This window comes from Pseudoalteromonas sp. ECSMB14103, from assembly GCF_000813065.1.
Lineage (GTDB): Bacteria > Pseudomonadota > Gammaproteobacteria > Enterobacterales > Alteromonadaceae > Pseudoalteromonas > Pseudoalteromonas marina.
Genome location: NZ_JWGY01000002.1, coordinates 130,474 through 144,541 on the forward strand (window position 1 = coordinate 130,474; position 14,068 = coordinate 144,541).

At 39.5% G+C, this 14,068-nt stretch carries 13 protein-coding genes; 10 read left to right on the forward strand and 3 right to left on the reverse strand.

Features of this window, described 5'->3' with window-relative positions; genetic code table 11:
- Positions 1–60: 60 nt before the first annotated feature.
- The 4 genes from secD (at position 61) to RF53_RS05640 (ending at position 4,111) form a co-directional block, all read left to right on the forward strand.
- Positions 61–1,899, forward strand: a complete 1,839-nt coding sequence (gene secD / locus RF53_RS05625) for a protein translocase subunit SecD (protein WP_039036883.1) — start codon at positions 61–63, stop codon at positions 1,897–1,899.
- Positions 1,892–2,824 carry a protein translocase subunit SecF gene (secF, locus tag RF53_RS05630; RefSeq protein ID WP_039036884.1) on the forward strand — a complete coding sequence of 311 codons (933 nt, stop codon included), beginning with the start codon at positions 1,892–1,894 and terminating at the stop codon, positions 2,822–2,824. Before secD ends, secF begins: the two co-directional genes overlap by 8 nt.
- Before the next feature lie 117 nt (positions 2,825–2,941).
- Positions 2,942–3,418 (forward strand): GreA/GreB family elongation factor, encoded by a 477-nt coding sequence (locus RF53_RS05635; RefSeq protein WP_039036885.1) that lies wholly within the window; start codon positions 2,942–2,944, stop codon positions 3,416–3,418.
- Positions 3,419–3,616: 198 nt separating this feature from the next.
- Positions 3,617–4,111 carry an REP-associated tyrosine transposase gene (locus RF53_RS05640; RefSeq protein ID WP_039036886.1) on the forward strand — a complete coding sequence of 165 codons (495 nt, stop codon included), beginning with the start codon at positions 3,617–3,619 and terminating at the stop codon, positions 4,109–4,111.
- A gap of 147 nt (positions 4,112–4,258) precedes the next feature.
- On the opposite strand, the gene RF53_RS05645 is transcribed toward RF53_RS05640, so the two are convergent.
- The gene (locus RF53_RS05645; protein WP_039036887.1) at positions 4,259–4,609 is read right to left on the reverse strand and encodes a zinc ribbon domain-containing protein YjdM; all 351 of its coding nucleotides are present in this window, start codon (positions 4,607–4,609) and stop codon (positions 4,259–4,261) included.
- A 305-nt stretch (positions 4,610–4,914) separates the two neighbouring features.
- On the opposite strand from RF53_RS05645, the gene RF53_RS05650 reads away from it, so the two are divergent.
- The 4 genes from RF53_RS05650 to RF53_RS05665 all read left to right on the forward strand — a co-directional run bounded on the left by RF53_RS05650 (position 4,915) and on the right by RF53_RS05665 (position 9,169).
- Positions 4,915–6,309: a RimK family protein gene (locus RF53_RS05650; RefSeq protein WP_039036888.1), complete on the forward strand. Its 1,395-nt coding sequence runs from the start codon at positions 4,915–4,917 to the stop codon at positions 6,307–6,309.
- 3 nt (positions 6,310–6,312) lie between these two features.
- Positions 6,313–7,422, forward strand: a complete 1,110-nt coding sequence (locus RF53_RS05655; RefSeq protein ID WP_039036889.1) for a GNAT family N-acetyltransferase/peptidase C39 family protein — start codon at positions 6,313–6,315, stop codon at positions 7,420–7,422.
- Positions 7,423–7,439: 17 nt separating this feature from the next.
- Complete coding sequence (locus tag RF53_RS05660) at positions 7,440–7,952, forward strand: MgtC/SapB family protein (protein WP_039036890.1); 513 nt, start codon at positions 7,440–7,442, stop codon at positions 7,950–7,952.
- A gap of 188 nt (positions 7,953–8,140) precedes the next feature.
- On the forward strand, positions 8,141–9,169 hold the full coding sequence (locus tag RF53_RS05665; protein ID WP_039036891.1) for a GGDEF domain-containing protein: 1,029 nt from the start codon (positions 8,141–8,143) through the stop codon (positions 9,167–9,169).
- 13 nt (positions 9,170–9,182) lie between these two features.
- On the opposite strand, the gene RF53_RS05670 is transcribed toward RF53_RS05665, so the two are convergent.
- On the reverse strand, positions 9,183–10,193 hold the full coding sequence (locus RF53_RS05670; protein WP_006794564.1) for a GlxA family transcriptional regulator: 1,011 nt from the start codon (positions 10,191–10,193) through the stop codon (positions 9,183–9,185).
- Between the two features lie 124 nt (positions 10,194–10,317).
- On the opposite strand from RF53_RS05670, the gene RF53_RS05675 reads away from it, so the two are divergent.
- Positions 10,318–12,225 (forward strand): beta-ketoacyl synthase, encoded by a 1,908-nt coding sequence (locus tag RF53_RS05675; RefSeq protein ID WP_039036892.1) that lies wholly within the window; start codon positions 10,318–10,320, stop codon positions 12,223–12,225.
- A 163-nt stretch (positions 12,226–12,388) separates the two neighbouring features.
- Entirely contained in the window at positions 12,389–13,411 is a 1,023-nt protein-coding gene (locus RF53_RS05680) for an energy transducer TonB (protein WP_039036893.1), read from the forward strand.
- Positions 13,412–13,476: 65 nt separating this feature from the next.
- Here the strand turns inward: RF53_RS05680 and RF53_RS05685 are convergent, their stop codons facing one another.
- Positions 13,477–13,893 carry an MgtC/SapB family protein gene (locus RF53_RS05685; protein WP_006794759.1) on the reverse strand — a complete coding sequence of 139 codons (417 nt, stop codon included), beginning with the start codon at positions 13,891–13,893 and terminating at the stop codon, positions 13,477–13,479.
- Between the last annotated feature and the right edge of the window lie 175 nt (positions 13,894–14,068).

Below are 14,068 nucleotides of genomic sequence, written 5' to 3' on the forward strand. Positions count from 1 at the left end.
CCTTGAGATTAATTGTACTTTTTAAAAGTACGTTGCCGGTTCTGGTAATAAGGAAAAAACATGTTAAGTGTAAAAAAAGATCACAAGCCATTTATGGCTAAATTAAAACTAAGCTATATAGCCATGCTTATTGTGCTGATTTTATTAGCCATTAGCGCATTACCAAACTTATACCCTAATAAATCGTGGTTGCATGTATATAGCGCGCCACATAGCGAAACCCAAGCCGTGCCAAGCACTCAAGCCTTAGTTACTTTTTTAAATAACCAAGGCTTAAAAGTCGAGCAAGGCCTTGATAAGCAATCCACTATAAATATTTTATTAAACGAGCCAACTAAAAGCGCACAAGCGCAGGCAGCCATAAAGGCGCAGTACCCAAACACGCAAGTTAAAATTGTAGAGCATGCAACAAGCCCAATTTGGCTGCAAGAATTTGGTTTATCGCCAATAAAATTGGGACTAGATTTAAACGGCGGTGTGTTATTTGTACTCGACGTAGATTTAGATAAAGCCGTTGATGAGCAATTAGTGAGTGCGTATCAACAAGCCAAATCAATTATTGTTAAACAAAAAGCGCACGGCCTTAAAGTGCTGCAAACAGGGCACGGCTTTGAAATTAACGCGCTGCCTAATGCGGTGCAAAAACTTACACCAGTGATTGATGAGCTACAAAGTCGCTTTGCTAATTTAGCGGTTACAACAACCAATAACGGCAATGTTAAAAACGCCAAGTTTAGCTACTCAGAGCAAGGGCGTAGCAGCTTTGATAAAGAAGTAATGAGCCAAACACTCACCACACTTCGCTCACGCATAGAAGAATTAGGTATTACCGAGGCTGTAACACAGCGGCAAGGCACACAGCGTATACGCATTGAGCTGCCAGGTGTGCAAGACCCAACCGAGGCTAAGCGCATTATAGGCGCGACTGCATCACTTGGGTTTTATCAGTTAAAAGAAGTGGGTGGCCAAGCTTTTAATATGCAATCGGGCGGAACAATCAAACTTGATCCTGTGCCAATTTTTACAGGCGATCACATTAATAATGCAAACATAGGCCGCGACGACTGGGGTAAGCCACTGGTTCAACTTAGCCTAGATGGGCAAGGCGGCGATGCCATGTCGGCATTTTCAAAAGCTAATATTGGTAAGCCTATGGCCACGGTTTACTCAGAGTACTCTCAAAACGCAACCGGTGAAACCGTTAAAAAAAGTGAAGTTATAAACGTGGCTAATATTGCGCAGCATTTAAGTTCACGTTTTAGTATTACCAATATGAAAAGCCAACAAGCAGCGGCCGATTTAGCCCTGTTATTACGAGCAGGCTCGCTAACAGCACCGGTTACTATTGTGCACGAGCAAACAATTGGCCCAAGCCTTGGCAGCAAAAACATTAGTAATGGTTTAGCTGCATTAATGCTGGGCATGGGTATTACACTTGCCTTTATGGCAATGTGGTATCGCCGCTTAGGGCTTATTGCAAACGTAGCGCTGTTATTAAATTTAACGTCGCTTGTGGGGCTAATGTCTTTATTACCGGGGGTTGTATTAACACTTCCGGGTATTGCCGGTCTGGTACTCACCATTGGTATGGCGGTAGATACCAACGTTATTATATTTGAGCGAATAAAAGAAGAGCGTAGAAAAGGCCGCTCTGCTTATCAAGCTATTCAAGAAGGTTACAAGCAAGCCGCTAACACCATATTTGATGCCAATATAACCACCATGATCACCGCGCTTATATTGTATGGAATAGGTTACGGCCCAGTTAAAGGCTTTGCCATAACATTGGCACTTGGATTGATTACTTCAGTATTTACTGGCGTGTACGTATCAAAAGTACTAAGCCAAACGTTATATTTAAAATTGGCTAAAAAAGCAGGAGTAAATGCACATGCTTAACACTTTTTTAAAGGGCGAGGCGGGTACGCGTCTGCGTTTTTCGGGTATGCTTTTAAGCGCCATACTTGTACTGCTGTCGGTGTTTACGCTTAGTCAAAAAGGGCTTAATTTTGGACTCGACTTTACCGGTGGCTACCTAACGGAATTTACCACCAGCCAGGGTGTTGAGCTAAAAGAGCTTCAATCATTTATTACTAAAAATCACAATGGCGAGTTTGAGCTAACCGCGCAAGGTAATAGCCATTTTCAACTACGCGAAGCGCCTAGCGATTCAACAGCAAATAGTAATGATTGGCAATCTGCCATTACTCAAAACGCTGATATAAACGCTGAGGTTTTATCATCAGCGTATATTGGCTCACAAGTAGGTGATGAACTGTTTGAACAAGGTTGTTTAGCACTATTTTCAGCTATGGTTGCAGTAATGCTTTATTTAGCGGTGCGGTTTGAATGGCGTTTAGCCGTAGGCTCAGTGGTTGCGCTAGTGCATGATTTACTACTCGTACTGGGGCTATTTTCGCTATTAAGTATTGAGTTTAATTTAACCGTACTTGCCAGTTTGCTGGCCATTATAGGTTATTCACTTAACGACTCTATAATAGTAGGCGATAGAGTACGCGAGCTTTTACGTGTTAAATCTAATAATGCGCTTAGCCCGGCAAGTATTATTAACAACGCCATAAAAAGTACCTTAACACGTACGCTTATTACATCGGGCACAACGCTTGCTACAGTTGCAAGTGTTTGGCTTCTCGCGGGCGCGCCATTACAAGGCTTTGCCATCGCGCTATTTACCGGCATTGTAGTAGGTACGTTCTCATCTATTTGTATTGCCGCCACGTTACCCGAGCTTTTAGGGTTAAGTGCTAAAAATTACGAAGAAAAACAAGATGCAGAAACGCAAGCGTTGCTCGATATGCCCTAGCAATAAATGCTTTTAAAAATCTGCATTAAAACACTGGCGCTTAAAATAATGGTTTTAAGCGCCTTATAACGGTAAAATTAATCACATAGTTTACCGTATTGGTTATTAGCGCCTTTCATGAATAAATCCCACGTAATAGAACACCTTAAATTTGCACTTGAAGCACAATTAAACAGCGCAAAACAAGCAGCAAAAGCCGCGCACGACGCCGCAACTCACGAAGAAAGCGTTGCAGAAACGCAGTACGATACCCTAGGGCTCGAGGCCGCTTATTTAGCACAAGGCCAAGCCGAGCGCGTAAACGATTGCTACAAAAGTATTAAACAATTTGAAACTATTTTTAAAGAGCCCATTCATAATAAAGTGATTATAAGTTCACTCGTTTGCCTAGAAGATGAAAACGCCCTACAAAAATGGTTTTATTTAGGCCCAGCCGCAGGCGGGTTAACGGTTGAAGTGAAAGGGCTAACTATTCAAGTTGTTACACCCGAAGCACCGCTAGGTAAAAAACTTTTAGGAAAACAACTTGATGATGAAATAAGCCAAACCATTGCAGGCAAAAACCATGAATATGATGTGGTAGAAATTTTATAAAACACTAGTTTTATATGTAGGTCGGATAAGCGAAGCGCCATCCGAAAAACCCATATCAATACAATAAACGCTTATACTTATAAATTAATTGTCGGATGGCATGGCTTCGCCATTTATCCGACCTACGTCAATGTTGTAAATATCCTAAAATTACGCTTTATTTATCTAATGCGTAACAAATAATACAATGGATATGCAATGCAATATCGTCGTAATTATGTAAAAGGTGGGACGTACTTTTTTACAGTTAATTTGCTCGATAGGAATAAATCGTTGTTGGTTGAGCATATCGATTTATTAAGAGAGTCTATCCGTTTTGTTAAATCTCAAAAGCCATTTTATATAGATGCATGGGTTGTGCTGCCCGATCACCTTCATGCAGTTTTAACTTTACCAGATGATGATGTTGATTATTCGAGTCGCTGGCGAGAAATTAAAAAGCGATTTTCAAAATCACTCCCAAAGACAGAGTTTTTAACTCAAACACGAAAACGTAAAAATGAACGTGGAATTTGGCAGCGCCGTTTTTGGGAACATACTATTAGGGATGATAATGATTATTGGCATCATGTTAACTATGTTCATTTTAATCCGTTAAAACATGGCCTAGTTAGTCAAGTAGCTGATTGGCCTTATTTAAGTTTTCATAGAGCCGTGAAACAAGGTATTTATGCAAATAATTGGTGCGGATAAAAAATATAAATATTTCGTAGGTCGGATAAGCGAAGCGCCATCCGACAAAGCTATAGCTGCATAATACACTTTAGTTTTGTACAAAAGTTTTGGTTAAATGAAATAGTTTCGGCCTTTATTACGCTTCGGATGACATGGCTTCGCCATTTATCCGACCGACGAGTTAGCTTTTTTCACAAACTTCGCTGTTACCATCATTTCGCCAATACCATCTACTTTACAATCTAGCTCGTGATCTTTTTTATCAAGCACACGCCTTACGACCGCTTTGGTGCCAATTTTAATGACTTGTGAGCTGCCTTTAATTTTTAAATCTTTAGCTACGGTTACTTTATCGCCATCAGTAAGTAAGGTGCCGTTGGCATCTTTAACTGAAATTGCGTCTTCATCGCTTGTACTATTTGGGTTCCATTCATAGGCGCATTCAGGGCAAATAAGCAGTTGCTGGTCTTCGTAAACATATTCTGATTGGCACTGTGGGCAGGCTGGGTGTGACATTTATAACGCTCATAAAATAGTAATTTTGCGTATTTTAATCTGCATTAATAGGAAAATATAGTTAATCAATATTTTTTATCTTTACGCTAAAAATATCTCGTTTGTGTGGTTTTTAAAAAGGGCATATAAAGCAGATGTCGCCTAAGCAATTTAGGCGCTAACACTTACAGTAGGTATTTGTTAAAGCACCCATCGTATTAAGTGATACGCGCAATGCCCACTTAGTACGATGGGTGTTTCTATTTATAGTGCTGAGTATTTTATTAGGCATGTTTTTTATATTTTTGACTTAACTAGGAAAAGTCGTGTTTAAAACCTTAATAGTGGTTGATAACAACGAGCAAACACTTGCTCAATCGTTCGACAATGTGATTACGTTTAATAGTTACTTACGTGATTACCCAAAACATAATGAACCTAAAACCCGCATTATTAATTTATGCGACTCAAGCCAATACTTGAGTAAGGGTTACTATTGCTCATTGCTTGCTGAGGCCCGTAAACACCAGGTGTTACCCAGTGTTAAAACAATAAATGCGCTTCGTAGCGGTCAAGCTCCTATGTTAAATATTGGCTCTATTGATGGCGAAATTTACTTTGGTAATGCCTTAAGCGAATTACAAAGTAAAGCGGCTAAATCGGTATTTAAGCAATACCCAGCGCCTATTTTATATGTAGATGAACAAGGCTTGTTACAGCAAGGTTCGCTTAGCACTTTAAACGATGAGCAATACAGCAATTTTGTAGCAAAACTAAATACGTTTACTCAAACCCAATGGCGCATTGGTACTGTGCAGCGCCGTTTTAGATGGGATATGGCAATCCTTGTTGATCATAACGAAAAAGTACCACCGAGCGATAAAGACGCCATTGCCCGTTTTATAAAAGCAGCGGCTAAACATGGTATTAATGCGCAAGCATTAAGCTTTGAAGAAATAGACAACATAGCCCAGTTTGATGCGTTATTTATTCGCCAAACTACAGCAATTGACCATCCAACGTATCGCCTTGCTAGTAAAGCGCAAAGCCTTGGTTTAGTGGTTATTGACGATGCTGAATCTATTTTACGTTGTTGTAATAAAGTGTATTTACACGATGCGTTTAATTATCAAAAAGTGCCGAGCTTAAAAACGGTGGTAGTGGCCGATCAAGCAGCGCAAACGCTTGAGCAATTAGAAGAGGCTTTTACCTATCCGCTTGTTTTAAAAATGCCTGAAGGGTCGTTCTCAAAAGGGGTATTTAAAGTTGCAAACCGCAGTGAGCTTGAAGCTAAACTAACCGAGCTGTTTGAATATAGCGCATTGGTACTTGCACAAGAATACATGTACACAGAATACGATTGGCGAGTAGGTGTATTAAATGGCCGCGCTATTTATGCGTGTCGCTACTTGATGGCACGCAACCATTGGCAAATTTACAATCACGATGCTAAACGGTTTTTCTCTGGTGGCTTTGAAACGCTACCTACCTTTGAGTTACCAAAAGCCGTGTTAGATGCCGCTTTAAAAGCATGTAAAACTGTGGGCAAAGGCTTATATGGCGTAGATGTTAAAGAACATCAAGGCAAAGCATATGTGCTTGAAGTAAATGACAATCCAAGTATTGATCACAAAGTAGAGGACGGATATTTGGGCGACGAGCTATACATGATCATTATGGATGAATTTAAACAACGCCTAGAAGCGCGAGGCCGTGGCTAATACATGAGCAACCTTGTTATTCGAAAAGCACTTAGCAGTGATTTAAACGCGCTAATTGATGTTGAAAACGCGTGCTTTAACAACGATAAATTGAGCCCGCGTAGTTTAAAGCGTTGGTTAAGTGCTAAGCACGGTATTTTACTAATTGCAGAAAATGGCGAGCAAGTATGCGGCTATGGGCTTGTGTGGTGCCATAAAGGCACACGTTTGGCGCGTTTATATTCGCTTGCTGTAAAACCCACAATGCAAGGTAAGGGCATTGCAAAAGCACTGCTTACAAGCCTTGAAAAAGAAACGTGTGAGCGCGGGCGACTTTACTTACGATTAGAAGTAGCGGTAAATAACGAAAGTGCGATAGGGCTATACAAAAGCTTGGGTTACAGAGTGTTTGGCCAATATAGCGATTATTATGACGATCACAGTGATGCACTGCGAATGCAAAAAAATATTCGTCAAACGCGTGAACTTAAATTAGCGCGTTTAACGCCGTGGTATCAGCAAACAACAGAGTTTACCTGTGGGCCAGCGGCGTTACTAATGGCAATGGGGGCACTTGAGCCAATAACGGAGCTTAGCCAATCACATGAGCTGGCACTTTGGCGCGAAGGTACCACTATTTTTATGACCTCAGGCCATGGTGGTTGTCATCCGTTTGGTTTAGCGCTGGCGGCTTATAAACGCGGTTTTAAAAGCGAGGTCATGGTTAATACCACAGAGCCTTTGTTTTTAGATGGCGTACGCAATGAAAACAAAAAAATAGTACTAGCTACTGTTCATCAACAATTTGTAGAAGGTATTGCACAGGCAAATATACCGCTTAGCTATAAAGATGTTGAGCTTGAGCATATTGAACAGTGGTTAAGTCAAGGCTTTAGTGTGCTGTTATTAATTAGCACATACAGTTTTGATGGTAAAAAATCACCTCATTGGGTTTGCGTTACCCACCTTGATGAGCACTGCGTGTATGTTCACGACCCATTTTGTGAGCAAGGAAGCGACAAACAACTCGCAATAGATTGCCAGTACGTGCCTATAGCGCGCAGTGATTTTGGTAAAATGTCAGCATTTGGTGGCCAACGGCTAAGAACCGCAGTGGCCATTGCTAATAATTAATAGGTTTTAAGTAAAGAGTGACTTTTTTAGATTTAATTGATGTAGCCCCTTATTCGTGGGCGGCCATTGGCACCGCCGCTTTTTGCGGTGCCATAATTGGGTTAGAGCGCCAGTTACGCGGTAAACCTGTGGGTATTCGTACCTCAGCTTTAATTACGCTGGGCACGTATTTGTTTTTATCGACCGCGTTTAACTTACAAGGGGATGTAATTGATCATTCTCGCGTAGTGGGGCAAATAATTACAGGCATTGGCTTTTTAGGCGCTGGGGTAATGCTTGCAAAAGATGGCGCCGTGGTAGGGGTTACCTCTGCTGCAACCATTTGGGTGCTTGCCTCAATTGGCGTAATGATAGCCACCGATAATCTAGCTGCTGCTATTAAACTTTCAGTGCTGGTGGTTGGTATTTTATACGGTGTAGATGTACTGGAGGCAAAATTTAAAAGCTTAAGCAAAGGGGTACACACTAAAGTAAAAAATTATCAAAAACGTTACTACCGAAAAGACTTTAACGACATAGAACGCCACTAATTTAGTGGCGTTTTGTTTTATTATGACTTAAATGTACATTGTGTTTTTAAAATTATAACTGGCCTATTATTTAGCGGATAACTTTTCGATTAAAGTCTAATTATATGCGTGCTGTTAATTTACATATATCTAATCTAATATTAATAAATATATTTATGAACAAATAGTTAGTAATTTAAAAGGATTTTATGAACCGTCATTCATTCGATAAAACACAAGAGGTAAGAGCAAAAGTTCTTCAAGGAATGAGTTTAATAATAGCGCTAGTTGCGCTTGTTGTAGCTTATGTAAATATAATTATTTCGAAGGTTTACATATTAGGAGCGATAGAAGTTTTACTCGCTGTGTTTTGTTTTTACACGTATTACAAAACGTGTATATCTGCCTCAAAGGTTTGGCATAGATGGGCGGTAGCCTATGCTTATTTCTTTGTTGTATTTTTAGCTGTTTATATTTTAAAAACAGATGAGGGTATAACGCATTGGATTTGTACATTTCCCATTTTGGCGTATTTGTTATTTGGTAAAAAACACGGGTTTATAAGTAGCTTTTGCTTACTGTTAGCGTCGGTAATTCCTTTATATTCTTTCCTCAGTTTAGGTGGTGCTAATAGTTTGCACTTAATTGTTAACTTAGGCCTTTCGTATATGACTATATGGACCGTTTCGCACATTTATGAAGCGATGAGATATTCTAACCAAGAAACAATTTTAAATTTGGCACTAAGAGATCCATTAACAAAAGCGTTTAATAGACGTGCATTACAAAGCCGCTTTAGTAAACAAACAATTATTGATGAGCCTTTATGCATAGCACTAATTGATATTGATTTTTTTAAAAAGGTGAACGATAAATATGGGCACGACGCAGGTGATGCTGTTTTAACGCAACTAACTGAGTTATTTGTAGAAAAATTTAAAGAAGATAATGTATTTAGAATGGGCGGTGAGGAATTTGTTGTTGTTATAAATGCTGATCAGCAAGCTGCTTATGACTTAGCAAAGTGTTTAATTAAAACGGTTGAAAGTCATCATTTTACTTATGAGAAAAACTGTTTAAAAATTACAATAAGTATTGGTTTGGAGGAACTGGTTACTGATTCGTCTGTTGATTTATCTAAAATACTTAAAGCAGCTGACGGTTATTTATACATAGCAAAAAATAACGGAAGAAATTGTGCTGTTTGTAGTATAAATAATTCAATATTAGGTAATTAAAAAAGCTTATTTGTTAGCCAAATAGCTTTCTTCTTACTACTTTTCTGTACTCGCTTGGCGTTTGGCTTAGCACTTTTTTAAACACGCGAGTTAAGTGGCCTTGATCGTTATAGCCAACCTCAAGTGCCACTTCTTGTATTGTTAAATTAGACGACGCCAATAACTCTTTAGCACTTTCAACCCGTAATTGCTGCCAATATTCTATAGGGCTTTGATTAGTTGCAAGCTTAAAGCGTCGTGTAAATGTACGGTAGCTCAAACTAAATTGGGCGGCTACTTCTTGTAAGTTTAACTCGCTGGCTAAATTAGTTTTAAGCCAAAACTGAATTTGCGCTATGAGTTCATCTGGGTGGCGGTCAACCGCGCCTTCAAGGTAGCGCTGATCTTCGTAGGGTTTACGTACTTCGTGTGAAAAGTTACGTTCTACGTGCTGCGCAGCGGCTTTGCCGTAGTATTGGCTAATAATATGTACGATCACATCGGCAAGGGCATTTAAGCTTGCTACCGTATACATGCGCTCAGACTGGGTTATAAAAAAGTCGGGCTTTAAGCGCACTAACGGGTAGTCATGGCTAAATTGTTTTGCGTAATGCCAATGAGTTGTTGCAGGGTGCCCATCAAGTAAACCCGCTTCTGCAACTAGGCAATTACCCGTGCCTACACCAATTATATGGCTGCCAGTTTCAAAGCTTTCTTGGAGCCATTCAACCACTTCTTTATTAGTACGTACTACAGGGCGAGGATTTCGCCATATGCCGGGGACTATAATTAAATCGTTATACGGTGCGTTAGCAGTAGTGCAATCCGGGACTATAGCAAGGCCAGTACGGTTTTTTATTGGCTCATTACTTTTAGCAATTAAATTTATACTAAGCGGTCTAAAGTCAGTTTGGTCTAAGTGGCCTTTTGCGTAGGCTTCGCCGGCTCTTAGCATTTCAATAGGCAGTGTTAAACTGGTAATAAGTAAATGCGGATACACTGTGATTGCAATATTTAACGCAGGCTTTACTGATTTTTTATGCATATGAATGCTCCGACCAGTACTTTTTGGCCTTTAATGCTGAATATTTGGCTATTAAAGCATAAAGCGGTGTGGTTAATCCAATTAAACTGTTGGCTTCTCCCATAACACGTTTTAAAGGTTAATTATGACAGCATTACCCGTAATTGTAGGCATGGGTGGTATTAACGCCGCAGGCCGTACTTCTTTTCATCAAGGTTACCGCCGTATCGTGTTAGACGCATTAAACGCACAAGATCGTAGTGAAACATTTTTAGGCCTCGCCACATTAATGAACTTGGTATGCGTTGTTGATGGTCAATTACAAGACACAAACGGCAATAATGTTGAGCAAAGCGACATAGAAGCACGCTTTGGTGAGCAAATTATTGCTGGGACGCTTATTCGTAAAATTGAAAAAGAACATTTTGATGCAGATGCAACACCTTGGCAGCAAAAAATGACATTAAAGACATCTGATGAAAACGCGATTGTATTTGAAACGCGTGCACGCGATTTACCAACCCCGGTGCCTGCCAGTTGGAAAGTACAAGAGCTTGAAGGTAAAAAGGTAAAAGTGACTATAGCGGCAGAGCTAGATGTAAAGCTTGATTCTACTCGTGATAACCCAATTAAATCGGCGGGGCAGTTTCCTACCGGGTTTGATCCATCAATTATGTATAACAGCCGTTATCAGCCACGCGGTTTGCAAGCCACCATATTTGCTGCAAACGATGCTATTAAATCAACTGGTCTTGACTGGCAACGCATAATGAATAGCGTAGAACCAGATAAAATTGGCACTTATTCAGCCTCGGTTATTGGCCAAATGGACGATAATGGATTGGGTGGTTTAGTTAAAGCCCGTCAGCAGGGCGATCGTGTTAGTACAAAGCAATTAGCACTTGGCCTAAACACGATGTCGACTGATTTTATAAATGCCTACGTTACAGGTAATGTAGGTACTACGTTTTCTACTTCGGGTGCATGTGCCACATTTTTATATAACTTACGCGCTGCAGTAAACGATATTCAAGCAGGGCGCACCCGTGTTGCGGTGGTAGCAAGTGTTGAGTGCGCTATTACACCCGAAGTAGTAGAAGGCTTTGGTAATATGAGCGCCCTTGCCAATGTTGAAGGCTTGCGCCGTTTAGATAATTTAAGCAGTGAACAAGAGCCTAATTATCGTAAAAGCAGCCGCCCATTCGGTGAAAACTGTGGTTTTACATTAGGTGAAGGCGCACAAGTAACTATTTTAATGGATGATGCATTAGCACTAGAGCTTGGTGCAGATATTATGGGCTCAGTACCGGATGTATTTGTAAATGCCGATGGTATTAAAAAATCAATCACCTCACCGGGTCCGGGTAACTACATTACAATGGCTAAATCTGCGGCATTGGCAACAAGCTTATTAGGTAAAGAGGCGTTACAAAATCGCAGCTTTATCTTAGCTCACGGTTCAAGCACACCGCAAAATAGAGTAACAGAGTCACTTATTTACCATAAAGTGGCACAAACGTTTGCCATTGATAGCTGGAAAGTGACGGCGCCAAAAGCCTATGTTGGTCATACAATTGCCCCCGCAAGTGGCGATCAGCTTGCTATTGCGCTGGGGGTATTTAGCCATAATATTATGCCGGGTATTACTACCATAGATAAAGTGGCCGACGATGTTTATGCAGATCACTTAGATATACGTAACAGCCATTACGACTGTGGTGACATGGACATCGCCTTTATAAACTCAAAAGGTTTTGGCGGTAATAACGCCACAGCTACAGTACTTAGCGCTAAAGTAACACTACAAATGCTTGCTAAGCGCCATGGTGAAAAAGCGATGAGTGATTACGCTGATAAAAACACATCCGTTGTTGCTTTGCAAAATACCTATAAAGCGCAAGCTGACCTTGGTAAGTACGAATTAGTATACCGTTTTGGTGATGGCGCCATTGACGATAACGACATTGTAATTGGCGAGGACGGAATAGAGCTTCCCGGTTTTGATAAAGCAATTTCGTTTAATACAACCAACTCCTATCAAGATATGTTTTAAGCACACATACTTGAAACCCAAGGCGCTTAATAAAGCGCCTTTTTTATATTTATGAGTTTATTAGTCTATAGTTAAATTTTGGTTAGTTATAAATATAAGCTTGCATCTTTTTATAATGTTTGTTTCTATAATAGCTACTTTGCGTTCTAGGATGGATAATCAAATGAAAAAACTCTCTATAGCTCTTTCTATATTACCTGCGTTAACTTGTGTGCCAGTAATGGCAGATTTTGTGCCAGCTGAAGTTGTTAAGGACAACTACAATAAACAAACAAATACATCTTCTCGTGTGTCACGCTTTGAAGGCTTAAATTTAAGTAGTTATGTTGTGAATGAAAGTGGTCAGGTTAGTGATATTGAAATTGTTGCATCTATCGGGCAAGACAAATACAAAAGAGAAGTTGTTGAGTATGTGTCAAAACTAAATTACAAGAGTGCTCAGGTCGATGGTAAAGCTGTGCCTAGTGCAAAGCTTATTACAGTGACTTCTCAAAACCTGCACTTGGGGTACACTAACGACAAAGCAACGCATGGCTTTTTTAATGATTATGAAACGGCAAGTAATCTAATTAATGAAAAAAAATTAGACGAAGCGCAAATTAAAATAATAGAGCTAGAACGCGACCATGCTAAAAATACCGTTGAAATAGTATTACTTTCATGGCTAAAAAGTCAGCATAGCTACTTTACCCAAGATTGGACTGGCTTTGATAAGCATATTAATAATGCATTTTTATTTAGAGATAATTTACCTGATCAGATTAAAGTGCGAGTGGTAAAAAATGCCTTGCAATGGTTTATATCTAAACAGGACTATGTGCGCGCTTATGATGCAATTGATGCCCTAGGAAATATTAAAGCCTTTGTTTTTACAGATGAAAACAAGCAGCAGTTGCTAGCTCAAGTTAATGATATTTATAAAAATTCAGGCGATATAAACCAACAAATAGCTATTGAGACAGATCAAGCTGTTATGCCTTTACTGTCTAAAAGTGAGGTTGTGCTTGAGTCAACAATGCCACTTAGCAAGGTTCAACTGCGCTGTGAAAATAAAGTGGTAAATTACAACACAAGCGCTATTGATAAAATTGTCATTTCTAAAGATGATTTACGTTGCGGGTTATTAATTAAAAGTGCGCAAGCACAAACAGTAACGCTAAAACAAAGTGGTAATGCTTTTTTGTAAAGACCAAAAAATATTTTTATTTAAAACCCCATATATAACGATGGGGTTTTTACTTTTAAGCTATATTACTTCAATTTTTTTACATACCTGAGCGTTATAAAGTTAATAATAGCTAGCAAAATGGCTACTTCATATCGGTTATTTGCTACAGCAATACCAATTAATCCCATATTCCATATGCTCGCTGCTGTCGCAGTACCTGATGTCGACTGATTATTTTTCAAAATTGCACCACCGCCTATAAATCCGATCCCGGTTATTATTCCTTGTAGCATTTTAGATTGTGCTTCAGATGAGTCTAGTACCGACATGGCTATAAGTGCATACCCACACGATGCAACTGCTACTAACGGAAATGTTCTTAGTCCAGCGCCGTCTTTACTTCGCTCTCTATCGTAGGCCATTGGCAAGGCTAGGGCGTAGGCAATACCTAAATGAATTAAGTTATCTAAGATTTCATTCCACTGTAAATCAAATTCCATTGCGATTCTCTATTAAAAAACTTAACTTACAAAAGCAATTGCCACGCCAAGTATAAAAACATTTAAAATCAATGTATTGTTTTTTATTTTAGGTTGATTTAGATCATATTTAGTAAAATGTACACATTGGTTTATCACTTTTACTTAATGTATTTACAGGTGTATTTAAATTGGT

Coding starts and splice junctions, on each gene's coding strand:
- RF53_RS05635 (WP_039036885.1), top strand. CDS start 2,942: ATGAATAAATCCCACGTAATAGAACACCTTAAATTTGCACTTGAAGCA.
- RF53_RS05655 (WP_039036889.1), top strand. CDS start 6,313: ATGAGCAACCTTGTTATTCGAAAAGCACTTAGCAGTGATTTAAACGCG.
- secF (WP_039036884.1), top strand. CDS start 1,892: ATGCTTAACACTTTTTTAAAGGGCGAGGCGGGTACGCGTCTGCGTTTT.
- RF53_RS05675 (WP_039036892.1), top strand. CDS start 10,318: ATGACAGCATTACCCGTAATTGTAGGCATGGGTGGTATTAACGCCGCA.
- RF53_RS05685 (WP_006794759.1), bottom strand. CDS start 13,893: ATGGAATTTGATTTACAGTGGAATGAAATCTTAGATAACTTAATTCAT.
- RF53_RS05645 (WP_039036887.1), bottom strand. CDS start 4,609: ATGTCACACCCAGCCTGCCCACAGTGCCAATCAGAATATGTTTACGAA.
- RF53_RS05640 (WP_039036886.1), top strand. CDS start 3,617: ATGCAATATCGTCGTAATTATGTAAAAGGTGGGACGTACTTTTTTACA.
- secD (WP_039036883.1), top strand. CDS start 61: ATGTTAAGTGTAAAAAAAGATCACAAGCCATTTATGGCTAAATTAAAA.
- RF53_RS05670 (WP_006794564.1), bottom strand. CDS start 10,193: ATGCATAAAAAATCAGTAAAGCCTGCGTTAAATATTGCAATCACAGTG.
- RF53_RS05680 (WP_039036893.1), top strand. CDS start 12,389: ATGAAAAAACTCTCTATAGCTCTTTCTATATTACCTGCGTTAACTTGT.
- RF53_RS05665 (WP_039036891.1), top strand. CDS start 8,141: ATGAACCGTCATTCATTCGATAAAACACAAGAGGTAAGAGCAAAAGTT.